The 26,895-nt window shown below is 58.1% G+C and carries 22 protein-coding genes; 10 read left to right on the forward strand and 12 right to left on the reverse strand.

From position 1 onward, the window contains the following. Positions 1 to 109: 109 nt before the first annotated feature. The 12 genes from cyoE to GBC55_RS10050 all read right to left on the reverse strand — a co-directional run bounded on the left by cyoE (position 110) and on the right by GBC55_RS10050 (position 11,943). Positions 110 to 997, reverse strand: a complete 888-nt coding sequence (cyoE, locus tag GBC55_RS09995; RefSeq protein ID WP_162437335.1) for a heme o synthase — start codon at positions 995 to 997, stop codon at positions 110 to 112. 11 nt (positions 998 to 1,008) lie between these two features. Further along, the gene (gene cyoD / locus GBC55_RS10000; protein WP_162437334.1) at positions 1,009 to 1,344 is read right to left on the reverse strand and encodes a cytochrome o ubiquinol oxidase subunit IV; all 336 of its coding nucleotides are present in this window, start codon (positions 1,342 to 1,344) and stop codon (positions 1,009 to 1,011) included. Further along, the gene (locus GBC55_RS10005; protein ID WP_045062707.1) at positions 1,345 to 1,971 is read right to left on the reverse strand and encodes a cytochrome o ubiquinol oxidase subunit III; all 627 of its coding nucleotides are present in this window, start codon (positions 1,969 to 1,971) and stop codon (positions 1,345 to 1,347) included. It lies immediately after the preceding gene. A gap of 3 nt (positions 1,972 to 1,974) precedes the next feature. Beyond that, on the reverse strand, positions 1,975 to 4,005 hold the full coding sequence (gene cyoB / locus GBC55_RS10010) for a cytochrome o ubiquinol oxidase subunit I (RefSeq protein WP_162437333.1): 2,031 nt from the start codon (positions 4,003 to 4,005) through the stop codon (positions 1,975 to 1,977). Between the two features lie 3 nt (positions 4,006 to 4,008). Beyond that, positions 4,009 to 4,953: a ubiquinol oxidase subunit II gene (gene cyoA / locus GBC55_RS10015; RefSeq protein WP_162437332.1), complete on the reverse strand. Its 945-nt coding sequence runs from the start codon at positions 4,951 to 4,953 to the stop codon at positions 4,009 to 4,011. A gap of 828 nt (positions 4,954 to 5,781) precedes the next feature. Further along, a complete protein-coding gene (locus GBC55_RS10020) occupies positions 5,782 to 6,291 on the reverse strand; it encodes a disulfide bond formation protein B (RefSeq protein WP_162437331.1) in 510 nt (169 codons plus the stop codon). Between the two features lie 305 nt (positions 6,292 to 6,596). Further along, a complete protein-coding gene (locus GBC55_RS10025) occupies positions 6,597 to 7,373 on the reverse strand; it encodes an ABC transporter substrate-binding protein (protein ID WP_162437330.1) in 777 nt (258 codons plus the stop codon). A 311-nt stretch (positions 7,374 to 7,684) separates the two neighbouring features. Beyond that, the gene (gene moaE, locus GBC55_RS10030) at positions 7,685 to 8,137 is read right to left on the reverse strand and encodes a molybdopterin synthase catalytic subunit MoaE (RefSeq protein WP_162437329.1); all 453 of its coding nucleotides are present in this window, start codon (positions 8,135 to 8,137) and stop codon (positions 7,685 to 7,687) included. Between the two features lie 2 nt (positions 8,138 to 8,139). Continuing rightward, positions 8,140 to 8,382, reverse strand: a complete 243-nt coding sequence (gene moaD / locus GBC55_RS10035) for a molybdopterin converting factor subunit 1 (protein ID WP_162437328.1) — start codon at positions 8,380 to 8,382, stop codon at positions 8,140 to 8,142. Further along, positions 8,379 to 8,852, reverse strand: a complete 474-nt coding sequence (moaC, locus tag GBC55_RS10040) for a cyclic pyranopterin monophosphate synthase MoaC (protein ID WP_162437327.1) — start codon at positions 8,850 to 8,852, stop codon at positions 8,379 to 8,381. Before moaC ends, moaD begins: the two co-directional genes overlap by 4 nt. 233 nt (positions 8,853 to 9,085) lie before the next feature. After that, positions 9,086 to 10,480 (reverse strand): PhoH family protein, encoded by a 1,395-nt coding sequence (locus GBC55_RS10045; RefSeq protein ID WP_162437326.1) that lies wholly within the window; start codon positions 10,478 to 10,480, stop codon positions 9,086 to 9,088. 338 nt (positions 10,481 to 10,818) lie between these two features. Then, a complete protein-coding gene (locus tag GBC55_RS10050) occupies positions 10,819 to 11,943 on the reverse strand; it encodes a polysaccharide deacetylase family protein (RefSeq protein WP_247266887.1) in 1,125 nt (374 codons plus the stop codon). Between the two features lie 255 nt (positions 11,944 to 12,198). On the opposite strand from GBC55_RS10050, the gene yaaA reads away from it, so the two are divergent. The 10 genes from yaaA to GBC55_RS10100 all read left to right on the forward strand — a co-directional run bounded on the left by yaaA (position 12,199) and on the right by GBC55_RS10100 (position 26,895). Then, positions 12,199 to 12,978, forward strand: a complete 780-nt coding sequence (yaaA, locus tag GBC55_RS10055) for a peroxide stress protein YaaA (RefSeq protein ID WP_162437325.1) — start codon at positions 12,199 to 12,201, stop codon at positions 12,976 to 12,978. Between the two features lie 814 nt (positions 12,979 to 13,792). Further along, on the forward strand, positions 13,793 to 15,109 hold the full coding sequence (locus tag GBC55_RS10060; RefSeq protein WP_162437324.1) for a nucleotide sugar dehydrogenase: 1,317 nt from the start codon (positions 13,793 to 13,795) through the stop codon (positions 15,107 to 15,109). A gap of 129 nt (positions 15,110 to 15,238) precedes the next feature. Then, a complete protein-coding gene (gene alg8, locus GBC55_RS10065; protein WP_178114292.1) occupies positions 15,239 to 16,723 on the forward strand; it encodes a mannuronan synthase in 1,485 nt (494 codons plus the stop codon). Positions 16,724 to 16,760: 37 nt separating this feature from the next. Further along, a complete protein-coding gene (locus GBC55_RS10070; protein WP_162437322.1) occupies positions 16,761 to 17,930 on the forward strand; it encodes an alginate biosynthesis protein Alg44 in 1,170 nt (389 codons plus the stop codon). Between the two features lie 15 nt (positions 17,931 to 17,945). After that, on the forward strand, positions 17,946 to 19,448 hold the full coding sequence (gene algK / locus GBC55_RS10075; protein WP_162437321.1) for an alginate biosynthesis TPR repeat lipoprotein AlgK: 1,503 nt from the start codon (positions 17,946 to 17,948) through the stop codon (positions 19,446 to 19,448). Next, positions 19,445 to 20,932 (forward strand): alginate export family protein, encoded by a 1,488-nt coding sequence (locus GBC55_RS10080; protein WP_162437320.1) that lies wholly within the window; start codon positions 19,445 to 19,447, stop codon positions 20,930 to 20,932. The genes algK and GBC55_RS10080 overlap by 4 nt, the downstream gene beginning before the upstream one ends. 26 nt (positions 20,933 to 20,958) lie before the next feature. Beyond that, entirely contained in the window at positions 20,959 to 22,533 is a 1,575-nt protein-coding gene (algG, locus tag GBC55_RS10085; RefSeq protein WP_162437319.1) for a mannuronan 5-epimerase AlgG, read from the forward strand. A gap of 10 nt (positions 22,534 to 22,543) precedes the next feature. Then, positions 22,544 to 23,992, forward strand: a complete 1,449-nt coding sequence (locus GBC55_RS10090) for an alginate O-acetyltransferase (protein ID WP_162437318.1) — start codon at positions 22,544 to 22,546, stop codon at positions 23,990 to 23,992. An 8-nt stretch (positions 23,993 to 24,000) separates the two neighbouring features. Further along, the gene (locus tag GBC55_RS10095) at positions 24,001 to 25,122 is read left to right on the forward strand and encodes a mannuronate-specific alginate lyase (RefSeq protein WP_162437317.1); all 1,122 of its coding nucleotides are present in this window, start codon (positions 24,001 to 24,003) and stop codon (positions 25,120 to 25,122) included. 207 nt (positions 25,123 to 25,329) lie between these two features. Next, positions 25,330 to 26,895 carry an MBOAT family protein gene (locus tag GBC55_RS10100; protein WP_162437316.1) on the forward strand — a complete coding sequence of 522 codons (1,566 nt, stop codon included), beginning with the start codon at positions 25,330 to 25,332 and terminating at the stop codon, positions 26,893 to 26,895.

Genomic DNA, 26,895 nt, shown 5'->3' on the forward strand with positions numbered 1-26,895 from the left:
CCTCGCCATGTCCGCCGCCCTATAAAGACCTGTTTCGAAGAGTCTGACCACCCAACAAAAAACCCCGCGCTTCTCTCGAAGGCGGGGTTTTCTTTACAGCATCCGACGCTTAAGGCGCGTACGTCAGCAACAGCTCGGCGGGCACTTTGAAGTCCAGGGACATCATGACGCTCAACGCGGTAATGGTGAAGATCGAGAACACGAACAGCTTGCGTGCCCAGACCGTGTCATCCACTGCCTTGTAACCGGTCCAGGCCATGTACAACCAGTACATGCCCATGGCCGCGGCGACGGCGAGGTAGCTCATGCCGGCATAGCCGCTGAAGGTCAGCATCAAGGTCGCCACGAGGAAGGCCAGGATATAGAGCAGGATGTGCTTCTTCGCCACTTGAATCCCGCGCTTCACTGGCAGCACCGGAATCGATGCGGCCAGGTAATCGTTGAAGCGGAAGATCGCGATGGCGTAGGAATGCGGCATCTGCCACAGGCTGAACATCACCAGCAGCGTCAGTGCAGCCATGTCGAAACTGTTGCTGACGGCGACGTAACCGATCACCGGCGGCATCGCGCCCGACAGACTGCCCACCAGCGTGCCGTGAACCGACTTGCGCTTGAGGTACAGGCTGTAGAAGCCGACATAGATGACAAACCCGATCACCGCAAACAACGCGGCCAGCGGGTTGGCCACTGTGTACAACAGGGCAATGCCGGCGACACCCAGGACGGTCGCATAGATCAGGGCCAGTTTCAGGGAGATCAAGCCCTGCACCAGCACCCGGTTCTTGGTGCGTTCCATCTTCAGGTCGATGTCGCGGTCGATGCAGTTGTTGAACACGCAACCGGAAGCGACGACCAGGGACGTGCCGATCATGGCGGCCAGGAAGATGGCCAGATCGACATGCCCTTTCGAGGCCAGGAAAAATCCGCCTGCCACTGAAAGCACGTTACCGAAAATGATCCCCGGTTTGGTGATTTGGATAAAGTGCTTCAAGGACATCCGGATTTACCTCAGTGCGCCATCATGTTGGTGTGGATGCTGAACATGATCCACAGCGACAGGCCGACCAGCAGGACAATGACCAGCGCAGCGAAGACAAACGCGATCACGTTGTTACGCTGGGCGGCAGAGCGGTCCAGGTGGAGGAAGTACACCAGGTGCACCAGCACCTGGACGACTGCGAAGATCAGTACGATCCACAGGGTCATGGCTTTCGGCAGCGACGGGTACATCACCAGGCCGAAAGGAATGACGGTCAGGATCACCGACAGGATGAAACCGATAGCGTAAGACTTGACGCTGCCGTGGCCGGCGTCGTGGCTATCGTGGGAATGAGCGTTAGCCATTTACATAGTCCCCATCAGATAAACAACGGTGAATACGCAGATCCACACCACGTCCAGGAAGTGCCAGAACAGGCTCAGGCAGCTCAGACGGGTCTTGTTGGTCGCCGTCAGGCCGTTTTTCTGGACCTGGTACATCATGATCGCCATCCAGATCAGACCGCTGGTCACGTGCAGACCGTGGGTGCCGACCAGGGTGAAGAACCCGGACAGGAAGCCGCTGCGGCTAGGGCCGTAGCCTTCGGAGATCAGCAGGTGGAACTCGTTGATCTCCATGGCGATAAAGCCGGCGCCCAGCAGGAAGGTCATGGCCAGCCAGCCCAGGACCTGTGTCTTCTTGCCTTTGAACAACGCCAGCATGGCGAAGCCGTAGGTGATCGAGCTGAACAGCAGCAGAGCGGTTTCGCCCAGTACGTACGGCAGCTCGAAAATGTCGGCGCCCGACGGGCCGCCCGCTACGTTGTTAACCAGTACCGCGTACACCGCGAAGATCGACGCAAACAGAATGCAGTCGGTCATCAGGTAGAGCCAGAAACCGAATACGGTCATCTCGCCCGAGTCGTGGTGATGGTCATCGTGCCCATGTCCATCGACATGGGTGTGTCCAGCATTGGTCACTAAGTTCGACATGGTTTAAGCCTGTTCCAACGAGGTTTCAACACGGGTGGCGTTGGCTGGGATTTTCCCGGCCGCTACCAGACGTTTGTGCTGCTCGGCTTCGATGCGCTCGATGACATCCACCGGCACCATGTAGCCCTGATCGTCACGGGCGGCATGGATAGTGAAATACACCACGGTGCCAACCAGACCAACGATTGCCAGCCACCAGATGTGCCAGATCATCGCGAAACCGAACACGGTCAACAGCGCGCCCATGACCACACCCGTAGCGGTGTTGTTTGGCATGTGGATCGGCTCGTACTTGGCTGGAGCCTGGTACGCGGTACCGTTTTCCTTGGCCTCGGTGAACGGGTCGATGCTTTCTGCTTTTGGCAGCACAGCGAAGTTGTAGAACGGTGGTGGCGACGAGGTCGACCATTCCAGGGTATGGGCATTCCACGGGTCACCGTGATCGCACATGTTTTCTGGCTTGTTGCGGTCACGCACGCTGACGTACAGCTGGATCAGCTGGCAGGCGATGCCCACAGCGATCATCACCGCGCCGAACATCGCGACGTACAGGTACGGCACCCACTCAGGGTTGGTGGTGGCGTTCAGACGACGGGTCATACCCATGAAGCCCAGTACATAGAGCGGCATGAACGCGACGAAGAAGCCGGTGATCCAGAACCAGAATGCTGCCTTGCCCCAACCTTCGTGCAGCTTGAAGCCGAACGCTTTAGGGAAGTAGAACGCGAAGCCTGCGATGTAACCGAATACCGCGCCGCCGATGATCACGTTATGGAAGTGAGCGATCACGAACAGGCTGTTGTGCAGTACGAAGTCAGCACCCGGAATGGCCAGCAGTACGCCGGTCATGCCGCCGATGGCGAAGGTCACCATGAAGCCCAGGGTCCACAGAACCTGGCTGGTGAAACGCAGACGGCCCTGATAGATGGTGAACAGCCAGTTGAATAGCTTCACCCCCGTCGGGATCGAAATCAGCATCGTCGCCAGACCGAAGAAGGCGTTGACGCTGGCACCCGAACCCATGGTGAAGAAGTGGTGCAGCCAGACCATGAAGCCCAGGATCGAGATCGCGCCGGAAGCGTAGATCATCGAGTGGTGGCCGAACAGACGCTTGCCGGTGAAGGTGGAGATGACTTCGGAGAAGATCCCGAACGCCGGCAGAATCAGGATGTAAACCTCGGGGTGACCCCAGGCCCAGAACAGGTTGACGTACATCATTGGATTGCCACCAAGTTCATTGGTGAAAATGTGGAAATCCATGTAACGGTCAAGGGTCAGCAGTGCCAGGGTAGCGGTCAGGATCGGGAACGAAGCCACGATCAGGACGTTAGCCCAGGTGCAGGTCCAGGTGAAGATCGGCATGTCCATCAGCTTCATGCCAGGGGTACGCATTTTCAGCACGGTGGCCAGGAAGTTGACCCCCGTTAGCGTCGTACCTAACCCGGATAGCTGTAGCGCCCAGATGTAGTAATCCATCCCCACGCCAGGACTGTATTGCAGGCCCGACAGCGGCGGATAGGCAACCCAACCGGTCTTGGCGAATTCGCCGACGCCCAGGGACAGGTTGATCAGCACAACGCCGGACACCAGCAGCCAGAAGCTCAGGGAGTTCAGGAACGGGTAGGCAACGTCACGGGCACCGATCTGCAGCGGCACTGCAAGGTTCATCAGGCCGGTGAAGAATGGCATCGCCATGAAGATGATCATGATCACACCGTGAGCGGTGAAGATCTGGTCATAGTGTTCAGGCGGCAGGTAGCCAGGCGAACCCTCGGTGGCCATGGCCAGCTGTGTACGCATCATGATGGCGTCGGCAAAACCACGCAGCAGCATGACCATGGCGACGATGATGTACATCACGCCGATTTTCTTGTGGTCGACCGAGGTCAACCACTCGGTCCACAAATAGGTCCACTTCTTGAAGTAGGTGATTGCAGCGAACAGTGCCAGACCACCGAGCGCGATCATGGCGATGGTAATCATCACGATCGGTTCGTGGAACGGGACCGCTTCCCAACTTAATTTACCAAACATCGTTTACTCCTCTGCCCCGGCAGCTGAATGCGAACTCATGTCCATCCCTTCCATATGGGCCACTTCTTTCTCTTTCTTCTCGTGGTGCATCGGCTTGCCCGGTTTCATGCCCTCGTACTTGTCGACGATGAACTGGAACAGGTTCGGCGTAACCGAGGAGTAGAGCTCGACTGGGTTGTTCTGGCTTGGTTTGGTAAGGGCTTCGTATTCAGCTTTTTCCAGCTGTTTAGGTGCCTTTTTGACTTCACTTACCCAGGCGTCGAAATTTTCCTGGGAAGTCGAGATCGCTTTGAATTTCATGCCGGTGAAACCTGCGCCGCTGTAGTTGGCAGAGATGCCTTCCATTTCAGCGTCACGGTTGGCAATCAGGTGCAACTTGGTCTGCATGCCGGCCATCGCGTAGATCTGGCCGCCCAGGCCTGGAATGAAGAACGAGTTCATCACCGAGTCCGACGTCACCTTGAAATTGACCGGGGTATTCGTCGGGAACACGATCTTGTTGACCGTGGCGATGCCCTGTTCCGGATAGATGAACACCCACTTCCAGTCCAGCGCGACCACTTCAATGGTGATCGGCTTGACGTCGGATTCCAGCGGCTTGTAAGGGTCCAGAGCGTGGGTCGACACGTAGGTGACGTAACCCAGAGCAATGATGATCAGCACTGGAACAGCCCACACCGCGATTTCGATCTTGGTGGAGTGCGACCACTTCGGCGTGTACACGGCGTCAGTGTTGGTCGCGCGGTATTTCCAGGCGAACAGGAAGGTCATGACGATGACCGGAACCACGACCAACAGCATCAGCAACGTTGCGGTGATGATCAGGTTTCGCTGCTCCAGGCCAACCTGACCGGTTGGATTGAGCAAGGTCATGTTGCAGCCTGACAGCAGCAACGCGCCGATCAGCGGCAATAAGCCTAGTAGTCTGGGGTACCTGTTTTTACTCATCTCACGACCTCTAAAGCAGCTTGCGCAATGCAGTTGGGTTTTGATCGCCAACACTTCACCCTGCCAAGGGTTGGCATTTTTCTTGGATTGAATAAGGGCTGCCCGTCGCGCGTCAGACGCTGCTCGACAAATCCTGGGCCAGCGGTGAGTTCTTATTCGAATTCGTGGTCAAAGGCCTTGTTACAGACCAATTCCATTTGGTGCGGATAATTGGAAGGCACCGACACCTGGGCGTCGTACAAAGCCAACCGGCCTCTCGACACCCTATTTCTGCTCAGGGATGAGCAGTGCCGGGAATTCAGTGCGGGCGATTGTAGATATGTAACGTTTTATAAACCATGTCTCATCCCGAAATAATTTTTATCCATTCCAGCAACAATCATTAACGGTTTGTGCAAAAGTGCGCCATGGTATCGAAATTGATTCTCAACAAAAACACCAAAAATAGTAGGTGTTCCTTGCTCAGTTCAGACAGCATCGCAGGCGTTGCACCTAACCGACACCCGGGCGAAGGCCCCATATGACAAGGGCTCTGGCAATTCGCCAGGCCCTGTTAAAACTGCCTGTTACGGGTTTTAAGGGTTACTGGAGTTCTGCTTGAAACCAGGCCAATTCACTGCCATGGATGTGAACCAATCTGCCCTTTTGAAATGCCTTGCGACACTCGCTCTGTGACAACATGTCGCACACCTGTCGCACCGTTCGCTGTCGCACATCACGCTCTTTTTATCTGAGCCCTGAAACGTGCTTTGGCGCACAAAAAATGCCCCGGCCCTCTCAACGAGGACCGGGGCATTTTTGCAGGGCACTTTGAGGTCGCTGAAGAACTCAGCGCAGCGCTTTGCGATTACGCATCGTCAGCACCGGCACCAGAATGACGATCAGCACGAAGGCGACCAGCGCCCATTGCGCCAGCGACAGACCGAGGATCGGCGGATACGGCGTGGAGCAGAAGCCATCAACCTGGAAGCCCAGCGGGAAGATTTTCGCCAGTGGCAAACCATCGACAATCGGCTGCAGGACGTCGATGCCGCAGCTGACGGTGGGGTAGAACTGCGTGTAGACGTGATGGCCGGCCACAGCGACGCCGGCCAACGCACAGATCACCACCAGGGTTTCAAGGATCGTGATGCTGCGGCGAGTGCTCATCGCCGCGCCGATAAAGGCGAAGATCGCGATCAGCAACAAAGCATAGCGCTGCAGGATGCACAGCGGACATGGCGCCTCACCCAAGACAATTTGCATGTACAGCGCGCCGCCGATCAGCCCCAGGCAGATGATGCCCAGCAACACCAGGTAGCGTCGCTCACGGCCCAACCGCATCGTTTCCTCGCACATTGCGTTTCCCTTCTGAATATCGATTGACCGGAAGTCTACACGCTGGCCCCGAGCTTGAGAGCCCGGGGGGCGTGGATAGATTCGGGGAATAAACGACAGGGCGGTTAAGAAGGGATTAACTTTCGACAGTTTCCTGTATTTGCCAGCGGAATCCTTGTAGGAGCGAGCTTGCTCGCGAAAAACGCCGGGACAACGACTTTCATACAGACAGCCCGTGTTTGAGTTGACGTCCATCGCGAGCAAGCTCGCTCCTACAGTTGGATGGATTCAACTGTGGGAGCCAGCCTGCTGGCGATGCTTTTTGATCAGTCGCCGTAGATATCCGACTTGAAGTACTTCTCGGAAATCTTCAGGTATTCGCCGTTGGCGCGAATGCCGTCGATGGCGGTGTTCAACTCGCTGACCAGCTCGGTGTTGCCCTTGCGCACCGCAATCCCGGCGCCCTCGCCCACGTATTTCGGGTCCTTGAGTTCCGGGCCGACAAAGGCATAACCCTTGCCCCGAGGCATCGAGAGGAAGTCGTTCAGCGGGATGGTGTCGGCGAAGATGGCGTCGAGACGGCCGGCCGCCAGGTCCATGTAGATCTCTTCGTTGTTGCTGTAGCGCTTGACGTTAACGCCCTTGGGCTCGAACACCTCGGTGGCGAAACGATCCGTAGTGGTCGCCCGTTGCACGCCAACATTTTTGCCCTTGAGGCTGGCGTACTGGTCATCCACCACCGCACCGTCCTTCATGACCAGGCGCGATGAGGTGAAATAGTACTTGTGGGTGAAGTCCACGGACTTCTTGCGGTCTTCGTTGATCGTCATAGAGGAAAGCGCCATGTCGATTTTCTTCACTTTAAGAGAAGGAATCAGACCGTCAAACTCGCCTTCGACCCACACACACTTGACCTTCATCTGCGCGCACAGGGCATTGCCGATGTCGTAGTCGAAACCGACGATCTCACCTTTATCGGTTTTGGAGGCGAACGGCGGATAGGCCGCCTCGATACCGATGCGCAAGGTTTTCTCGGCGGCGAACACAGAGCTGCACGCCAACAGACTAAGGGCCAGACCGGTGATGAGGGGGAATTTCTTCATATTCGTTCTCTCGCAAAGTTGTTGTTGGTTTGGCAAGACAGAATGAAAAATCAAACGGGAAGGAAAAGTCTTTTTTGTACTTGGAATTCCATACTGGACTTTTGTGTACTGATCGTCAATCGGGGGGTATGAGGAAGTACCGGCCGATGGTCGGGAGGTGAGTCAGGGAGATTTTTGGTGTTGCAGATGGCGTTATCGCGAGCAGGCTCACTCCTACAGTTGAACTTCATGAACACAAATTTTGCGTACGACGAAGATCAACTGTAGGAGTGAGCCTGCTCGCGATGACTGACTTGAATGCGCCGCGGGAATCACAGTTTCCAGCGCCCCGCCGCCGCATGATCACTGTCACGCCCTTCCACCCATCGCGGCCCGTCACTGGTGTTTTCTTTCTTCCAGAACGGTGCGCGGGTTTTCAGGTAGTCCATGACGAACGCGCAGGCGTCGAACGCCGCCTGGCGATGGGCACTCGCAGCGCCCACAAAAACAATCGGTTCGCCTGGCTCGAGGGCGCCGATGCGGTGCAACACTTCAAGCTTGAGCAGTGGCCAGCGCTGCCCGGCTTCCAGGGCAATCTTGCCCAGGGCTTTTTCGGTCATGCCCGGGTAGTGCTCGAGAAACATCCCGGCCACATCCAGCCCGTCATTGAAGTCGCGAACATAGCCGACAAAACTCACCACCGCGCCTACGCCAACGTTGGCGGCGTGCATGGCATTGACTTCAGCGCCCGGATCGAACGCCGTGGACTGCACGCGAATCGCCATGCTCAGCCCCCGGTCACGGTCGGGAAAAACGCCACTTCATCGCCATCGCTGACGGGTTCGTCGAGCTGGCAGAGGTCTTCGTTGCGAGCGCACATCAGGTTCTGCTCGCTCAACACCTCAGCGCCATCTCTTTTAGCCAGCAGCGCACGCACGTCGTCGACGGTAGCGAAATCGCCTTCCACCTTCACCGCGTCGACGCCCAGTGCTTCTCTATAACGAGCGAAAAACTTCACAGTGACGTTCATGGCTGATCCGCCTGGAAATGCCCGCTCTTGCCGCCGACTTTTTCCAGCAGCCGCACGCTTTCAATGGTCATGCCACGGTCAACGGCCTTGCACATGTCATAGATCGTCAGCGCCGCGACACTGGCTGCCGTCAGCGCTTCCATCTCGACGCCGGTCTGCCCGGACAGCTTGCAGCGCGCCACGATGCGAACGGTGTCGTCGCCCTCGGCACTGAGTTCGACTTTTACGCCAGTGAGCATCAGCGGATGGCACAGAGGAATGAGATCACTGGTTTTCTTCGCGGCCTGGATACCCGCAATACGCGCCACAGCGAACACATCACCTTTGGGGTGACCGCCGCTGACGATCATCTGCAGGGTGTCGGGCAGCATGCGCACCAGGGCTTGGGCCGTCGCTTCACGGAAAGTCACGGCTTTTTCGGTGACGTCGACCATGTTGGCGCGACCTTGGGAATCGAGATGAGTCAGCACAGGGTTACTCCTGATCAGGAGTATCGATTGTAAACCTGCGGGTCAATTTTTCGCACGCAAGATTATCCGATCACCGCAGTCCCTGTGTGGGAGCGAGCTTGCTCGCGATGGAGTGTCAGACGCATTGGTGTCGACTGACACACCATCGCGAGCAAGCTCGCTCCTACAAGGGATTTGTGTGGGGCACAAAAAAACCGGGCAGCTTTTGGGGCCGCCCGGTTCTGGTGACGCGGTTACAGATGCGTTTCGGCGTATTCAGCCAGAATCGAGCGTGGGACCCCTTGCAAGGTGATGTGCACCCCGTTCGGGAAATCCTTGAAGCGTTCAGTCAGGTACGTCAGCCCAGAGCTGGTCGCGGACAGGTAAGGGGTGTCGATCTGCGCCAGGTTGCCCAGGCACACCACTTTGGAACCGGCGCCGGCACGGGTGATGATGGTTTTCATCTGGTGCGGCGTGAGGTTCTGGCATTCATCGATCAAAATCAGGCTTTGCTGGAAGCTGCGGCCCCTGATGTAGTTGAGGGATTTGAACTGCAACGGCACTTTGCTGAGGATGTAGTCGACGCTGCCATGGGTGTTTTCGTCATCCATGTGCAGGGCTTCAAGGTTGTCGGTGATGGCGCCCAGCCATGGCTCCATTTTTTCCGCTTCGGTGCCGGGCAGGAAACCGATCTCCTGGTCCAGGCCTTGCACGCTGCGAGTCGCGATGATGCGGCGATAGCGCTTGCTGACCATGGTCTGCTCGATCGCAGCCGCCAGCGCCAGAATGGTTTTACCGGACCCGGCCGCGCCAGAGAGGTTGACCAGGTGGATATCCGGATCGAGCAAGGCATACAGCGCCAGGCTTTGATAGATGTCTCGCGGTTTCAGGCCCCAGGCTTCCTGGTGCAACAGGGGTTCCTGATGCAGGTCGAGAATCAGTAGCTTGTCTTCATCGATCTCTTTGATCCAGCCGACAAAGCCCTGTTCGTCGATGATGAATTCATTGATATGCACCGCCGGCAAGTTGTCGATCAACTGCACCTGGTGCCAGGTGCGGCCATGATCCTGACGGGTATCGACATTTCTCACACGGTCCCAGAAGGAGCCGTCCATATTGTGATAGCCATTGGGCAGCAACGACACGTCGTCGACCAACTGGTCGGTGCTGTAGTCCTCGGCCGCAATCCCGCACGCCCGGGCCTTGAGGCGCATGTTGATGTCTTTGGTCACCAGCACCACGGGCAATTTCGGCTCGCGCGCGTGCAAGTCGATCAACTGGTTGATGATGATGTTGTCGTTCAGGTGTTCGGGAAGAATGATGTTCGGCTCAGCGCGCTTGCTCATCAGAATTGACAGCAAACCCTTGGGCCCACTTTTACCGCGCTGGATCGGTACGCCAAGCTCGACGTCTTCAGGACTGGCATCGCCCAGCGTCTTGTCGATCAGGCGAATGGCCTGACGGCATTCAGCAGCCACGCTGTGATGCCCGCTCTTGAGCTTGTCCAGCTCCTCAAGCACGGTCATCGGGATGGCGACGTGGTGTTCTTCGAAGTTAAGCAGGGCGTTTGGATCGTGAATCAATACGTTGGTATCGAGTACATAAAGGATTGGCTGGTTGGAGGAAGAACTACGTCCGTGATCATCCATACTCGGTCACCTTTGTGGGAGCCATTCGACGCAATACCTCGGCGGTGCTGCGCCTCGAAGTGACTACCGAATTCACCTGCGAGGGATCAAGTGAACTGCGCACACAAACTGGGTCTTGGGAGACGCCACCTGTGTTGCAGGTTTCGGCGGTCTGTCTTCGTAATACTCCAAAACCCATGACAGAAAAAAGCACTTTGACGCTTTTTTGAAGTTTATTTTTCAGAGTGACGAATAGCCCTTGGCGTGCAGGCAATGTGCCGTTAAAGTCGGAAGTCCGCCTGCATCGAATTTCACCAGAAATTCACCCCTCGTCCAATGTTTACGGGCTTTTGTCCTGTTCAACGAAAACCGTCCTGACAGTCTTCCCAACCGATCCCGCTGGGCGCCGTTTGCGTGATCAGCCAGGGCAGCGCCGTTTTCACGCCGTCCTGCTTCACATTGAAATTAATCACCCCGTGCCGCCACAGCAGCATCAAGGTCAGCACCCGCTGGGCGCTTTGACTGGCCTTCAGCTTGCCTGCTCCGTCCTGGGCATCGATATCCCAGAGCGCCACCCGCAAGCCCTGGGCCTCGAAGAATCCTGCCGCGTCCGAGCGTCGCTGACCATCGGGCGGGCGAAACAGCGGCACGTAATTCTCCGGCAATTTGTTTTTGACCAGATCGGCGCTGCGTCGCACCGAGTCCTGCCAGTCCTGCCAATGGCTGTGGGAGCGAAATTCCCAGCCCTGCACGCCGATGCACTGCTGTGAATAGGTTGCCTGCAAGCTGGTCTCCGGGCGGCCGGCGAGGCGCGCCTGGATGTCTTTGCCGAGGGCGAAGAACGTGCCGTTCATGTTCGACTTGCGAAGGTAGTCCGCGACCCAGTCGGTGTTGTCCGGCGCGGCATTGGCGGCGCTGTCGAAAGTCAGCAGAAACAGTCGGTCATGCATGCCGTCCCCGTTGCGCTCAAAGTCGCCAAAACGATCGACTTCGCTGCTGGTCTGGGGAAACAGCGCGGCCTTGCGCAGTTGCTCGTCCAGGTACTGCGCATGGAACAAACGGCTCGGCTCGGCCCACTTGATGTAATAGCTGTCGTCGCTGACCTGGAACTTGGCGGCTTGCTCGCGCAGGGTTGCCATGTCTTCAACGAGGAAGCAGAAGGACGCATCCTGGTCGCAGCTCTGCTGGGCGAAGTTGTAGTTGGTCAACAAACGCTGCCACAGTCGCTGACGCAGGTTGTTGATGGCATCCACATTAACGGTGCGCAGCCCCAGGCGCTGCGCCAGGCCCGCCTCATCCATTGACTCACTGGCCAGCAAGACACGCGCGAACATGAGGATCTCGGCACGCGACGCGACATCGAACAGGGTCGGGCTGCCGAGCTGTTCAGGCCAGGTGCTGCGATCCAGCGTCGCCACGTCGCCGGGCGCCGCCAGGGCACCGAAACCCAGAAGCCAGGTGAAGCAGAAAAAAACGATACGCAATGGGATGTCTCCATAACAAAACCCGCGCGGCACTATATATCGGGAAGATCAAAAGATCGCAGCCTCGCTGCGCTCGACAGCTCCTACAGATACACCTCAATCCCGTGGGAACGATCAGGCCCCCTGTAGGAGCCGTCAAGCGAAGCGAAGGCCGCGATCTTTTCCATGACGCCACTGATCACCTATCACCCTCATAGCTGGAGTCAACAGAGACAACCCCCTAGAATCGCCCCCACGATTAAAGGAGACGACTTCATGCTGATGGTGATTTCCCCCGCCAAGACCCTCGATTACGAAACACCGCCGGCGACCCAGCGCTTCACCCAACCGCAATACCTTGACCATTCCCAGGAGCTGATCCAGCAATTGCGCGACCTGACGCCCGCGCAGATCAGTGAGTTGATGCACGTCTCCGACAAGATCGGCGGGCTCAACGCCGCGCGCTTCGGCAGCTGGACGCCCGCGTTCACACCGGAAAATGCCAAGCAGGCATTGCTGGCGTTCAAGGGAGATGTGTACACCGGGCTGAACGCGCAAACCTTCAGCGAAGACGATTTCGATTACGCCCAGCAACACCTGCGCATGCTCTCCGGGCTCTATGGCCTGCTGCGCCCACTGGACCTGATGCAGCCGTATCGACTGGAAATGGGCACCAAACTGGCGAACGCTCGCGGCAAGGATCTGTATGCCTTCTGGGGCACGCGAATCAGCGAATGGCTGAACGAAGCCCTGGCAGATCAGGGGGATGACGTGCTGCTGAACCTGGCGTCCAACGAATACTTCTCGGCTGTCAAACGCAGCGCCCTGAACGCTCGCATCATTAATACCGACTTCAAGGACCTGAAAAACGGCCAGTACAAGATCATCAGTTTCTACGCGAAAAAAGCCCGCGGAATGATGAGCCGTTTCGTCATTGAAGAACGCATCAACGACCCGGCAGCCCTCAAGCAATTCGACGTTCAAGGTTATCGCTACAGCGCCGAACAGTCGAAACCGGACCACCTGGTATTCCTCCGCGATCACGCGCCCGAGTGACGCCCCGGATCGGCGCACGAACTTCGTGCGCCATCGATTGATCGTCTGACAATTCCCCGCCAGATTCGCCGAGTTATTGGCGCCAGAAATCCACCGCGCAATCTTCTAACTTTTGTTTCACTCGACTTCGGTGATTTTTTTCAGTAGTGGCACTGAAAATTTTTATCGGTAGTGGCACAAAACTATCCCCGCCGATTATCCGCCTATATATAAAGGGCGAAACCGCACGTGCTATCAATATGAGAGCAGTGCCATCTTTCTCAATATTTCAAGAAATTTCAGGTTTCACGATGGGTGGACCGGAACTATGTCCAAATGCGTCGCTCATACCACCGGTAACGATTATCCGTGAGGTTGTACGAGATAACTTACGCAGATAAGAGATTCAGATAGCGAAGTTGTCACATTAACTAGCGCTGATTAATCCCTCATTTGGACAACATCTGAAGGAAAGGAGATACGCAGCACTCATATCCCCTAAAAGGCCAAGGCTGCGCCCTTATAAACGTGCTCGCCAGAGCACCCAACCGCTTGATCTACGGGCTTATCGCCCGCCATTGAGCGCGCACGACCTTTGCACAAGCGGTCCTCCGATTCGAGGATCAGCTGCATAACAGGGCACTTCATAATAATAAAGCCTGGTTGCGCACATCTTGAGTGCACTTATTTAGTCACTCGGAACTTATATGCCTGCACGCGGCACTGTGGCGCTTAACTGCGGTACTTGCGAGTGCACTAAGACCGCTGAACACCATTAATACCGGCCATCTAATGGCCTGGTTAATACCGGCTTGAAAATAGAGAGGTAATTGCGATGCGCATCAGCATATTTGGTTTGGGTTACGTTGGCGCAGTCTGTGCCGGTTGCCTGTCTGCACGGGGCCATGACGTCGTTGGCGTCGATGTAGCCAAAGACAAGATCGATATGATCAACGCCGGTAAATCGCCGATCGTTGAACCGGGTCTGGGCGAACTTCTGCAGAAGGGTATCGAGACCGGCAAACTGCGCGGCACGACCAACTTCGCAGAAGCCATCCGCGACACTGACCTGTCGATGATCTGCGTTGGTACGCCGAGCAAGAAAAACGGCGACCTGGAACTGAACTACATCGAAGCCGTGTGCCGCGAGATCGGTTTTGTCCTGCGTGACAAGACCACCCGCCACACCATCGTGGTTCGCAGCACCGTTCTGCCGGGCACTGTCGCAAACGTTGTCATCCCGATCCTCGAAGACTGCTCCGGCAAGAAAGCAGGCGTCGACTTCGGCGTTGCAGTGAACCCTGAGTTCCTGCGTGAAAGCACCGCGATCGCCGACTACGACCAACCGCCAATGACCGTCATCGGCGAGTTCGACAAAGCCTCGGGTGACGTTCTGCAATCGCTGTACGAAGAGCTCGACGCTCCGATCATCCGCAAGGACATCGCCGTTGCCGAGATGATCAAGTACACCTGCAACGTGTGGCACGCCACCAAAGTGACCTTCGCCAACGAGATCGGCAACATCGCCAAGGCTGTCGGCGTCGATGGTCGTGAAGTGATGGAAGTGGTCTGCCAGGACAAGACACTGAATCTGTCCCAGTACTACATGCGTCCAGGTTTCGCCTTCGGCGGCTCGTGCCTGCCAAAGGACGTTCGCGCCCTGACCTTCCGTGCCGGCTCCCTGGACGTCGATGCGCCGCTGCTGAACTCGCTGATGCGCAGCAACGTGTCGCAAGTGCAGAACGCATTCGACATCGTTTCCAGCCACGACAAACGCAAAGTCGCCCTGCTGGGCCTGAGCTTCAAAGCCGGTACCGATGACCTGCGCGAAAGCCCGCTGGTGGACCTGGCTGAAATGCTGATCGGCAAAGGCTACGACCTGAGCATCTACGACAGCAACGTCGAGTACGCCCGTGTTCACGGTGCGAACAAGGATTACATCGAGTCGAAAATCCCCCACGTCTCGTCCTTGCTCAACTCGGACTTCGACGACGTGATCAACAACTCCGACGTGATCATCCTCGGCAACCGTGACGAGAAATTCCGCGCCCTGGCGCAGAACGCCCCGCACGGCAAGCAAGTGATCGACCTGGTCGGCTTCATGTCCCAAGCCACCAGCGTCGCGGGTCGCACCGAAGGCATCTGCTGGTAACACGGAATCCCGTCTCCGTTAAAACCTGTGGGAGCACGGCTTGCCGGCGATGACGGTTTTGAAATCGCCATCGCCAGCAAGCTGTGCTCCTACACGGGCAAGGAGCTTGCAACTGACTTTAGGATTCCGATTATGCACAGGCTAAAGAACGGCCTACTACAGGCCGCCGGTTGGCTGTTTTACCTCAGTATTTTGATGGGCATCGCCATGGCGTTGCCTGTGTCCACCTTCGACTCCGAATCGAAAGACTTCATCTTTCTGATCGGCATCGTCGGTATCTGGCGTTACTCGATGGGTGCCACGCACTTCCTGCGGGGCATGCTGTTCTTGTACGTGGTCTACCCGCACCTGCGACGCAAAGTGCGCAAGCTGGGCAAAGCGGCAGACCCGTCCCACGTGTTCCTGATGGTCACCAGTTTCCGTATCGACGCGCTGACCACAGCGCAGGTCTACGCCTCGGTGATCCGCGAAGCGATCGACTGCGGTCTGCCGACCACGATGGTCTGCTCCATCGTGGAAATGTCCGATGAGAAGCTGGTGAAGAGCCTCTGGTCGCGGATGAATCCGCCGGACCGGGTCAAGCTCGACTTCGTGCGCATTCCCGGCACCGGTAAACGCGACGGCCTGGCCTACGGTTTCCGCGCCATCTCCCGCCACCTGCCGGACGACCGCGCCGTGGTTGCCGTGATCGATGGCGACACCGTGCTCGGCGAAGGCACCGTGCGCAAGACCGTGCCGTGGTTCCAGCTGTTCGGCAACGTCGGCGGCCTGACCACCAACGAGTTCTGCGAAGTACGCGGCGGCTACATCATGAGCGAATGGCACAAACTGCGTTTCGCCCAGCGCCACATCAACATGTGCTCGATGGCCTTGTCCAAACGCGTGCTGACCATGACCGGCCGGATGTCGGTGTTCCGTGCCACTGTGGTGACCAACCCGGAATTCATTGCCGACGTCGAAAGCGACTCGCTACAGCACTGGCGTCTGGGCCGCTTCAAGTTCCTGACCGGTGACGACAAGTCGAGCTGGTTCAGCCTGATGCGTCTGGGCTACGACACCTTCTACGTGCCCGACGCCGCGATCAACACCGTGGAACACCCGCCGGAAAAAAGCTTCATCAAGGCCAGCCGCAAACTGATGTTCCGCTGGTACGGCAACAACCTGCGCCAGAACTCCCGTGCCCTGGGCCTGGGGATGAAACGCCTCGGTCTGTTCACCTCGGTGGTGCTGTTCGACCAGCGCGTGTCGATGTGGACTTCGCTGCTCGGCCTGACCGTCGCGATCATCGCCAGCTTCAAATACGGCACCGCGTTCATCCTCGCGTACCTGCTGTGGATCGGCATCACCCGCCTGATTCTGACCCTGCTGCTGTCCTGCTCCGGTCACAAGATCGGCCCGGCTTACCCGGCGATTCTCTATTACAACCAGATTGTCGGCGCGCTGGTGAAGATCTACGTGTTCTTCCGCCTCGATCAACAATCCTGGACTCGCCAGCCCACTTCCCTGACCCGTGATCTCGCCAGCTTTCAACGTTGGTTCAACACCTGGTCGTCTCGGACCATGACCTTCTCCGCCGGCAGCATTTTTGTCGCCGTGCTGCTGATGATGGTCTGACCGCCCCCTTATTGAATTAACCAGGAAATCGCCCCTTATGAATACCGCCGTCAACGCCAACGTAGTGCACGAATCTGAAGCCCAGCGCCAACACGCCCGAGTGAAAATCCCGGCCAAGCTGCGCTTCTTCGGTCCAGACCGGACCCCGGTTGAAGCTCGAGTGATCGACCTTTCCGCTGGCGGCCTGGCCTTCAACGCCGGTCAGCTGCCGCTGAAAATCGGCGATGTGCACAAGGCTCGCCTGCAGTTCGTCATCGATAACCTCGGCCTGGCCATGGACGTGGAGTTGCAGGTTCGCTCCTACGATCGCCAGACCGGTCGCGCCGGTTGCCAGTTCCAGAACCTGGAACAGCAGGACATCTCGACCTTGCGCCACTTGATCACCTCTCACCTGGCCGGCGACATCGTCAGCATGGGTGAAGTGCTGGCGACCTTGCAGCGCGACAACTTCACCAAGGCGCGCAAGGTCAAGGACGGCGGCCACGGCATGACGCCGTTTGGTCGTCTGCGTGCAGTGACTTTCAGCCTGGCGATTTTCCTGGTTGGCCTGACCGCGTTCGGTTTCATCTTCAAGTCGGTGTACGGCATGTACTTCGTCAGCCACGCCCAGGCCGGTCTGGTCAGCGTGCCGGGCATGAACATCACCATGCCGCGTGACGGCACCGTGCAAAGCCTGATCAAGGCAGACGGCGTTGCCGCCAAAGGCGCACCGCTGGCGACGTTCAGCACCAGCATGCTCGACGTGCTCAAAGGTCATCTGGATGAAGACCAGCTGCAACCAGCCAAGGTTGAAGAGCTGTTCGGCAAGCAAATGACCGGCACCCTGACCTCGCCGTGCGATTGCACCGTGGCGCAGCAACTCGTTGCCGACGGTCAGTACGCCAGCAAGGGCGATGTGATTTTCAACCTGGTACCGCGTAACAGCGAAGCCAACGTCGAAGCGCGCTTCTCCTATCGCCAGTTCGGCGACGTTCGTCCAGGCACCAACGTCAGCTTCCAGATTGCCGGCGAAGACAAGACCCGCACCGGCAAAATCGTCAGCAGCACCAGCCTGAAAAGCGCTGATCTGTCTTCCGACATCCGCGTGCTGATCCAGCCTGACGAACCTCTGGACAGCAAGTTCGCCGGTCACCCGGTTGAAGTGAACAGCGACCGCGGCCCGAACCTGAACTGGCTGATCGACAAAGCCATGGCTGCTGGTCTGTAACCGGAGGACATGCCCGTGACGATTCCACTTATCCTCAGAACACCGCAATCCCTGTGGGAGCGAGCCTGCTCGCGATGGGATCGCTGCGGTTTGTCTGATGCACCGAGCCGCTTGAATCGCCAGCAGGCTGGCTCCCACAGGGGTGCGATGTGTGCACTGGCATTGGCCGTCAGCCTGGCCGGTTGCGCCGGCCTGCCCGACCAGCGCCTGGCAAATGAAGCCCTCAAGCGCGGCGACACCGCGCTGGCGCAGCAGAACTACAAGCAACTGGCCGACCTCGGGTACAGCGAAGCCCAGGTGGGCCTCGCCGATATCCAGGTCGACAGCCGTGACCCGGCGCAGATCCGGCAGGCCGAAGCGACTTACCGCGCCGCCGCCGATGTCTCGCCACGAGCCCAGGCTCGCCTGGGTCGCTTGCTGGTCGCCAAACCGGGTTCGACCGAAGCCGAACAGCACGAAGCCGAAGTCCTGTTGAAGAAGGCCTCGGCCAATGGCGAAGGCAATACGCTGATCCCGCTGGCCATGCTGTACCTGCAATACCCTCACAGTTTCCCGAACATCAACGCCCAGCAGCAGATCAGCCAATGGCGCGCCGAAGGCAAGCCTGAAGCGGGTCTCGCCCAAGTGCTGCTGTATCGCACCCAGGGCACTTACGACCAGCACCTGGACGAAGTCGCAACCATCTGCAAAGCCGCGTTGAACACCACCGACATCTGCTACGTCGAGCTGGCCACGGTTTATCAGAAACAAGCCAAACCCGAGCTGCAAGCCGAGCTGATCAAGCAGATGCAAGCGGCCCACGCTCGCGGCACCGTTTCCGCTCAGCGCGTGGACAGCGTCGCTCGCGTACTCGGCGACCCGACCCTGGGCACCACCGACGAGAAAACCGCGCAGTCGCTGCTCGAAGGCATCGCCCCTGGCTACCCGGCGTCGTGGGTCAGCCTTGCACAACTGCTCTACGACTTCCCCGAACTCGGTGACGTCGACACGATGATGAAGTACCTGGACAACGGCCGCGCCGCCGATCAGCCGCGCGCCGAGCTGTTGCTGGGCAAGCTTTACTACGAAGGCAAAATGGTGCCGGCCGATGCCAAGGCTGCCGAAGAACACTTCCAGAAAGCCGTTGGCCGCGAAGTCGCCGCCGATTACTACCTCGGCCAGATCTATCGCCGTGGTTACCTGGGCAAGGTCTATTCGCAGAAAGCGCTGGACCACTTGCTGACCGCTGCGCGCAACGGCCAGAACAGCGCCGACTTCGCCATTGCCCAGCTGTTTTCCCAAGGTAAAGGCACCAAGCCCAACCCGCTCAACGCGTATGTCTTCAGCCAGCTAGCCAAGGCTCAAGACACCCCGCAAGCCACCGAGCTTGCGCAAACACTCGAAGCCCAACTGCCGCCTGCCCAGCTCGCCGAGGCCCAACGCCTGTTGAAACAAGAACAGGCCGTTCGTGGTGCCTTGAGTCAAAACACGCTGGATCTGCATGCCCTGCAAGAAGAAGACGGCGAGGAATCCCTATGAAGTTGAATCCATTCGTTAAGGCCGGTATTGGCCTGACATTCGCTTTGATGTGGTCGTGCCCGACCCTCGCGGCCCTGACTGAAAGCCAGAACTACGGCCTTGATGTAAAGGTCACCGCCCAATCCGAAGACGATACCGACCTGGGCACGCAAAAAGGCGGCGACGTCAACGGTGTCGGCCTCGACCTGCGCCCTTGGGTGTATGGCGAAAGCGGCGCGTGGAGCGCTTATGCGATGGGTCAGGCGGTGACGTCGACCGACATCATCGAGACCGACACGCTGCAGCAGTCCGACAGCGACGGCACCCAGACCACCGACAACGGTGATCGCAAGACCAAGAAAAACTACCTGGCGATGCGTGAGTTCTGGGTCGGCTACAGCGGCCTTACGCCCTACCCTGGCGAGATGCTCAAGCTCGGCCGCCAGCGCCTGCGCAACGACGACGGCCAATGGCGCGACACCAACATCGAAGCCTTGAACTGGACGTTCGACACCACCCTGTTGCGTGCCAACGCCGGTGTCGCCGAACGCTTCAGCGAATACCGCACTGACCTCAAGGAGCTGGCGCCAAAAGACAAGGATCGCCTGCATGCCTACGCCGATGCGGCGTACCAGTGGACCCCGGGCAACTGGGTCGGCATTCGCGGTCATCACACCCACGATGACGGCAAGCTCGACTACGCAGAACCGGGTGTGGCACCTGATTCCCTGGACAAGAAACAGAACGGCGACCTCAGCTGGATCGGCCTCACCGCTGACAGCGATGCCTATAACTGGCGCAACACCAACACCGTCAACTACTGGGGCAGCGTCACCGGCATGAGCGGCGACCGCGACAAGGTCAACCCGCTGAACGCTGACGGCACCGCGCCTGCGCAAGCCAAGACCAGTGGTAACGTCGATGGCTGGGCCACCGACCTGGGTGTGCGTCTGCGCCTCGATCCGCAATGGCAAGTCGGTGCGGCGTATGCCCGTGCCAGTGCCGATTACGAACAGAATGGCCTGGAAAGCAACCGTTCGAACTACACCGGTACCCGCTCGCGCGTTCACCGTTTCGGCGAGGCTTTCCGCGGCGAAATGAACAACATGCAGAGCGCTTCCCTGTTCGGTTCGTGGATGCTCAACGACGAATACGACGCCAGTGTGATCTACCACAAATTCTGGCGCGTCGACGGCAACAAGCCGGTCGGCAGCAACGGCATCAACGCCGTACAGAACGACACCGACGACGTGACCGGCGCCATCCTCTCCAGCACGTCCCTGCCGCTGGAAGACGGCAACAAGGACCTCGGCCAGGAAATGGACGTGGTGGTCACCAAGTACTTCAAGCAAGGCTTGCTGCCTGCTTCGCTGAGCCAGTCGATCGATGAGCCTTCTGCCCTGGTGCGTTTGCGTGGCGGTGTCTTCAAGCCAGGCGATGCCTACGGCAAAGGCGTTGACTCGTACATGCACCGCGCATTCATCGACGTCATCTGGCGCTTCTGATGCGAACCGCGAAGGGAGTGCCCGACATGAATAATCCGAAGCGAGGTTCGATCACCTTGCTGGCCGGCGCGATGCTGCTGGCAAGCTCGGCTGCCTTCGCCAACGTGGAGCCGGCGACCAAGCCTGTGACCCTCGGCAAAGAGCTGCAACAGGCCAAGACCTACACCGTCACCAGCGCGCCGACCGCTCCGCTGGAGCTTGCAAAGCCAACACTGCCTGATACCTCCGGCTACACCGCCGAAGCCATCGCCGCGAAAGTCGTGCGCACCAAGGCCGGCAAGATCAGTGTGCGCCGGATGATGCAGGAAAACGCCCTGAAGGACTTCATCGGCGGCGACAACAAGATGGCCGAGTGGGTGGTGCGTCAGCACGGGATCCCACAGGCAATCTTTATCGACGACGGCTACATGAACCTCAAGGACCTGGCGAAGAAAGTGCCCAAGCAGTACTTCAGCGAAACCTCGCCGGGGGTTTACCTGGCGAAGTTGCCGATCGTGGTCGGGAACAAAGGCATCCTGGAAATCGACAAGCAGACCCAGGAATTGCGCCTGTCCCAAGAGGCCGGTTCGTTCCTGGTCAACGACGGCCAGTTGTTTGTGCGCGATACCAAGATCACCGGCTGGCGCGAGAAGGACAACGGTCCGGCGACGTTCAAGTCGCCAAAGGAATTCCGTCCGTTCCTGCTGTCCTGGGGCGGCACCGAGACCTACATCGCCAACAGCAAGATCGCCAGTTTCGGCTACGCCAACAGTAAGTCGTACGGCGTGAGTATTTCTCAATACACGCCAAACATGGCCAAGGTGCTCAAGCGTCCTGAACCGACCGGCTGGATCGTCGGCTCCGAATTCTCGGACATGTGGTACGGCTTCTACTGCTACGAAACCACCGGCTTCGTGGTCAAGGGCAACACCTACAAAGACAACATCGTCTACGGCATCGACCCGCACGACCGTTCACACGGCCTGATCATTGCGGACAACACGGTGTACGGCACGAAGAAGAAGCACGGGATCATTATTTCCCGTGAGGTCAACGACAGCTTCATCTTCAACAACCGCAGCTTCGACAACAAATTGTCGGGCCTGGTGATCGACCGTAACAGCGTCAACAACCTGATCGCCTACAACGAAATCTACAAGAACCACACCGACGGCATCACCCTCTACGAGAGTGCCGACAACCTGATCTACGGCAACAAGGTCATCAGCAACCGTCGTCACGGCATCCGTATTCGTAACAGCGTGAACATTCGCCTTTACGAAAACCTGTCACTGGCCAACGGCCTGACCGGCGTCTACGGCCACATCAAGGACCTGACCGACACCGACCGGGACATCAAGCTCGACCCGTTCGACGCCCAGGTGTCGCTGATTATCGTCGGCGGTGAACTGGCCGGTAACGGCAGCGGACCGCTGTCCATCGACTCGCCGCTGAGCGTCGAGTTGTATCGCGTGTCCATGCTCGCCCCGACCAAATCCAGCGGCATCAGCTTCAACGGCATTCTCGGTGAGCGCCAGGATGAAATTCTCGACCTGCTGGTACGCCAGCAGAAAGCCGTGCTGATCGACCCTGTCGAACGCCAGACCGAAATGCAGGACTGAGGATAATTTTATGCACCCACACTTGATCAAATTACTCAGCCTGTCAGGCCTGACTCTCGGGATTCTCGCGGCCAGCAATGGCGTCCGTGCCGATGAAGTTAAAGCGCCGACATTCACCGCTGATCCGTGCTGCAACCTGTGCCCGGAAGCGCACGACGCGAAGAACTACACCACGCGTTATCAGCAGAACTTCACCACGCTGGTGCAGGCCCAGGGCGACTGGCTGTTCCGTACGCAAGAAGACTTGCGCACCGAATTCGACACCACGCCGGCCGGCTACAAACGCATGAAAGAACTGCACGATGCGTTCAAGAGCAAAGGCGTGGAACTGGTGGTGGTTTACCAGCCGACCCGTGGTCTGGTGAACCGCAACAAGCTCAATCCGGAAGAAAAAGCCAAGTTCGATTTCGACAAGGCGCTGAAGAACTACAAGACCATGCTCGGGCGTTTCGCGCAGATGGGTTACGTGGTGCCGGACCTGTCGCCGCTGACCAACGAATCGCTGCCAGACACCCTGCCCGCCCACGATTTCTACTTCCGCGGCGACCAGCACTGGACGCCATATGGCGCCCAGCGTACGGCGAAAATCGTGGCTGAAAAGGTCAAGCAGATTCCGGCCTACGCCGACATTCCGAAACGCGAATTCGAGACCCACAGGTCGGGTCGCATGGGCAAGACCGGAACATTACACAATATGGCCGGTCAACTCTGCGGCACCAGTTACGCAATCCAGTACATGGATCAATTCACCACAGAACCCAAAGGCGAAGCCGCCGATGGCGATCTGTTCAGTGACTCCGGCAATCCGGAAATCACCCTGGTCGGTACCAGTCACAGTGGCAAGAACTACAACTTCGCCGGTTTCCTCCAAGAGGCCATCGGCGCCGACATCCTCAACGTGGCGTTCCCCGGCGGTGGCCTGGAAGGTTCGATGCTGCAGTACCTGGGCAGCGAAGAATTCCAGACCAAGCCACCGAAGATTCTGATCTGGGAATTCTCGCCGCTCTACCGCCTCGACCAGGAAACCATCTACCGCCAGATGATGGCGCTGCTGGACAACGGTTGCGAAGGAAAGGATGCACAGATGACCGGCAGCACCACGTTGAAACCGGGCAAGAACGAATTGATGGTCAACAGCAAGAACCTGAACCTGCAAAACAGCAGTCACCAGGTAGACATCCGCTTCGCCGATCCATCGGTGAAAACCCTGCAAGCCACCCTCTGGTACATGAACGGTCGCCACGAGGACATCAAAATCGACAAACCGGAAACTTCCGACACCGACGGGCGTTTTGCCTTCGAGTTGCGCACGGACGAAGACTGGGCCTCGCAGAATCTGCTGGCCGTCGAAGTCCAGGGCCCTGAAGCAGGTGCCGCGCCACAGAAGGTCGAAGCGAAAATCTGCAAACGCAACGTATTCCCGAGTGCTGAGCAACGTACCGCTCAGGTCGGGCAATGAGGTCTGCCATGCGAAACCGAACGTTGAAAAATTTACTCGCGCCATCGCTGCTGACGCTGGCGATGTTCGCCGGCGCCACCCAGGCTGCCGCGCCGTTGCGCCCGCCACAGGGCTACTTCGCGCCGATTGAAAAAGTCAAAACCGGCGACAGCAGCAAAGGCTGTGATGCGATGCCGACGCCGTACACCGGTTCGCTGCAATTTCGCAGCAAGTACGAAGGTTCCGACAAGGCCCGTTCGACCCTGAACGTGCAGTCGGAAAAAGCCTTTCGCGACACCACCGCCGACATCACCAAGATGGAACGCGGCACCAGCAAGCGCGTCATGCAGTACATGCGTGACGGTCGCCCGGAACAACTGGAATGCACGCTCAACTGGCTGACGGCCTGGGCCAAGTCGGATGCGTTGATGTCCAAGGACTTCAACCACACCGGCAAGTCCATGCGCAAATGGGCACTGGGCAGCATGGCCTCTTCGTACATCCGCCTGAAGTTCTCCGACTCGCATCCGTTGGCCAACCATCAGCAAGAGTCGCAGTTGATCGAAGCCTGGTTCAGCAAAATGGCGGATCAGGTGGTCAGCGATTGGGACAACCTGCCGCTGGAAAAAACCAACAACCACTCGTACTGGGCCGCCTGGTCGGTGATGGCAACGTCCGTCGCCACCAACCGCCGTGACCTGTTCGACTGGGCCGTCAAGGAATACAAGGTTGGCGTCAATCAGGTCGACGCCGACGGCTACCTGCCGAACGAACTCAAGCGTCAGCAGCGCGCCCTCGCCTACCACAACTACGCCCTGCCACCGCTGGCAATGATCGCCAGTTTTGCCCAGATCAACGGTGTGGATCTGCGTCAGGAAAACAACGGCGCGTTGAAACGCCTGGGTGATCGGGTGCTCGCCGGGGTTAACGACCCGGACGAATTCGAAGAGAAGAACGGCAAGGAACAGGACATGACCGACCTCAAGGTCGACTCGAAATTTGCCTGGCTGGAACCGTTCTGCACGCTCTACACCTGCTCGCCGGATGTGCTTGAGAAAAAGCACGAGATGCAGCCGTTCAAGACCTTCCGCCTCGGGGGTGACCTGACCAAGGTCTACGACCCGGCCAATGAAAAAGGCAAGGGTTCTTAGACTCAACACAGCCACCCTGTAGGAGCTGCCGAAGGCTGCGATCTTTTGATCTTGCTTTTAAAGATCAGGATCAAAAGATCGCAGCCTTCGGCAGCTCCTACAGGGTCAGTGTCAGGTTTCAGTTTTGTGTGTTGCCCTCCGGTTTTCTGTGGGGGGTTTGGGGGGGCCGTTGGCCCTTGACTGTTGGTTAAACATGGAGAGATCGGGATGGTATTTTCATCCAACGTGTTCCTGTTTCTGTTCTTGCCGATCTTTCTCGGCATGTATTACCTGAGCGGAATACGCTATCGCAACCTGCTGCTTCTGATCGCCAGTTATGTGTTCTATGCCTGGTGGCGCGTGGACTTTCTGGCTTTGTTCGCGGCGGTTACGCTGTGGAATTACTGGATCGGCCTCAAAGTCGGCGCCGCAGGCGTGCGGACCAAACCGGCCCAGCGCTGGCTGCTGCTTGGCGTGGCGGTCGACCTGTGCATTCTCGGCTACTTCAAGTACGCCAACTTCGGCGTCGACAGCATCAACGCAATGATGACGTCGGTCGGCCTGTCGCCGTTCATCCTGACGCACGTGCTGTTGCCGATCGGTATCTCGTTCTACATCTTCGAGTCCATCAGCTACATCATCGACGTCTACCGTGGTGATACCCCGGCGACCCGCAACCTGATCGACTTTGCGGCGTTCGTGGCGATTTTCCCGCACCTGATCGCTGGCCCGGTATTGCGTTTTCGCGACCTGGCCGATCAGTTCAATAACCGCACACACACCCTCGACAAGTTCTCCGAGGGCTGCACGCGGTTCATGCAGGGATTCATCAAGAAGGTCTTCATCGCCGACACCCTCGCCGTCGTCGCCGATCACTGCTTCGCCTTGCAGAACCCGACCACGGGTGATGCCTGGCTCGGCGCCCTCGCCTACACCGCGCAACTGTATTTCGACTTCTCCGGCTACAGCGACATGGCCATCGGCCTGGGCTTGATGATGGGTTTCCGCTTCATGGAAAACTTCAAGCAGCCGTACATCAGCCAGTCGATTACCGAGTTCTGGCGCCGCTGGCACATCAGCCTGTCCACCTGGCTGCGCGACTACCTGTACATCACCCTGGGCGGTAATCGCAAAGGCACGTTGATGACCTATCGCAACCTGTTCCTGACCATGCTCCTCGGTGGTCTGTGGCACGGCGCGAACATCACTTACATCGTGTGGGGTGCATGGCACGGCATGTGGCTGGCGATCGAAAAAGCGCTCGGCCTGAACACTTCGCCGCGCAGCATCAATCCGGTCCGTTGGGCGCTGACGTTCCTGCTGGTGGTCATGGGCTGGGTGATCTTCCGTTCGGAAAACCTGCACGTCGCCGGCCGCATGTATGGCGCGATGTTCAGCTTCGGCGAATGGTCGCTGTCGGAACTCAACCAGGCCAGCCTCACCGGCCTGCAAGTCGCGACGCTGATTGTGGCGTACGCAACCCTGGCGTTCTTCGGCATCCGCGATTTCTACAGCAACCTGCCGCCTGAGAAGACTAAGCCGGTGGTGAACGTCGAAGCCGACGGCCCTGCCACGGCAACACCGGGAATGATCAAAGCCGTACCGGGCGATAACCCGGCCAGCATCCACGAACCGGGCTACACCGTTGGCGTTGAAGCCACCGTGCAACCGGCTTACTGGACCGCTGACTGGTCGCGCTACGTGATGCGCACGCTGGTACTGCTGCTGTTCATCGCCTCGATTTTCAAACTCTCGGCGCAAAGCTTCTCGCCGTTCCTTTACTTCCAGTTCTGA

The organism is Pseudomonas sp. TNT3 (assembly GCF_010095445.2).
GTDB lineage: Bacteria > Pseudomonadota > Gammaproteobacteria > Pseudomonadales > Pseudomonadaceae > Aquipseudomonas.

Excerpts from the sequence above, each read along its gene's own strand:
- cyoE (WP_162437335.1), bottom strand. The coding sequence starts at position 997 with ATGTCCTTGAAGCACTTTATCCAAATCACCAAACCGGGGATCATTTTC.
- cyoD (WP_162437334.1), bottom strand. The coding sequence starts at position 1,344 with ATGGCTAACGCTCATTCCCACGATAGCCACGACGCCGGCCACGGCAGC.
- GBC55_RS10005 (WP_045062707.1), bottom strand. The coding sequence starts at position 1,971 with ATGTCGAACTTAGTGACCAATGCTGGACACACCCATGTCGATGGACAT.
- cyoB (WP_162437333.1), bottom strand. The coding sequence starts at position 4,005 with ATGTTTGGTAAATTAAGTTGGGAAGCGGTCCCGTTCCACGAACCGATC.
- cyoA (WP_162437332.1), bottom strand. The coding sequence starts at position 4,953 with ATGAGTAAAAACAGGTACCCCAGACTACTAGGCTTATTGCCGCTGATC.
- GBC55_RS10020 (WP_162437331.1), bottom strand. The coding sequence starts at position 6,291 with ATGTGCGAGGAAACGATGCGGTTGGGCCGTGAGCGACGCTACCTGGTG.
- GBC55_RS10025 (WP_162437330.1), bottom strand. The coding sequence starts at position 7,373 with ATGAAGAAATTCCCCCTCATCACCGGTCTGGCCCTTAGTCTGTTGGCG.
- moaE (WP_162437329.1), bottom strand. The coding sequence starts at position 8,137 with ATGGCGATTCGCGTGCAGTCCACGGCGTTCGATCCGGGCGCTGAAGTC.
- moaD (WP_162437328.1), bottom strand. The coding sequence starts at position 8,382 with ATGAACGTCACTGTGAAGTTTTTCGCTCGTTATAGAGAAGCACTGGGC.
- GBC55_RS10045 (WP_162437326.1), bottom strand. The coding sequence starts at position 10,480 with ATGGATGATCACGGACGTAGTTCTTCCTCCAACCAGCCAATCCTTTAT.
- yaaA (WP_162437325.1), top strand. The coding sequence starts at position 12,199 with ATGCTGATGGTGATTTCCCCCGCCAAGACCCTCGATTACGAAACACCG.
- GBC55_RS10060 (WP_162437324.1), top strand. The coding sequence starts at position 13,793 with ATGCGCATCAGCATATTTGGTTTGGGTTACGTTGGCGCAGTCTGTGCC.
- GBC55_RS10070 (WP_162437322.1), top strand. The coding sequence starts at position 16,761 with ATGAATACCGCCGTCAACGCCAACGTAGTGCACGAATCTGAAGCCCAG.
- GBC55_RS10080 (WP_162437320.1), top strand. The coding sequence starts at position 19,445 with ATGAAGTTGAATCCATTCGTTAAGGCCGGTATTGGCCTGACATTCGCT.
- algG (WP_162437319.1), top strand. The coding sequence starts at position 20,959 with ATGAATAATCCGAAGCGAGGTTCGATCACCTTGCTGGCCGGCGCGATG.
- GBC55_RS10090 (WP_162437318.1), top strand. The coding sequence starts at position 22,544 with ATGCACCCACACTTGATCAAATTACTCAGCCTGTCAGGCCTGACTCTC.
- GBC55_RS10095 (WP_162437317.1), top strand. The coding sequence starts at position 24,001 with ATGCGAAACCGAACGTTGAAAAATTTACTCGCGCCATCGCTGCTGACG.
- GBC55_RS10100 (WP_162437316.1), top strand. The coding sequence starts at position 25,330 with ATGGTATTTTCATCCAACGTGTTCCTGTTTCTGTTCTTGCCGATCTTT.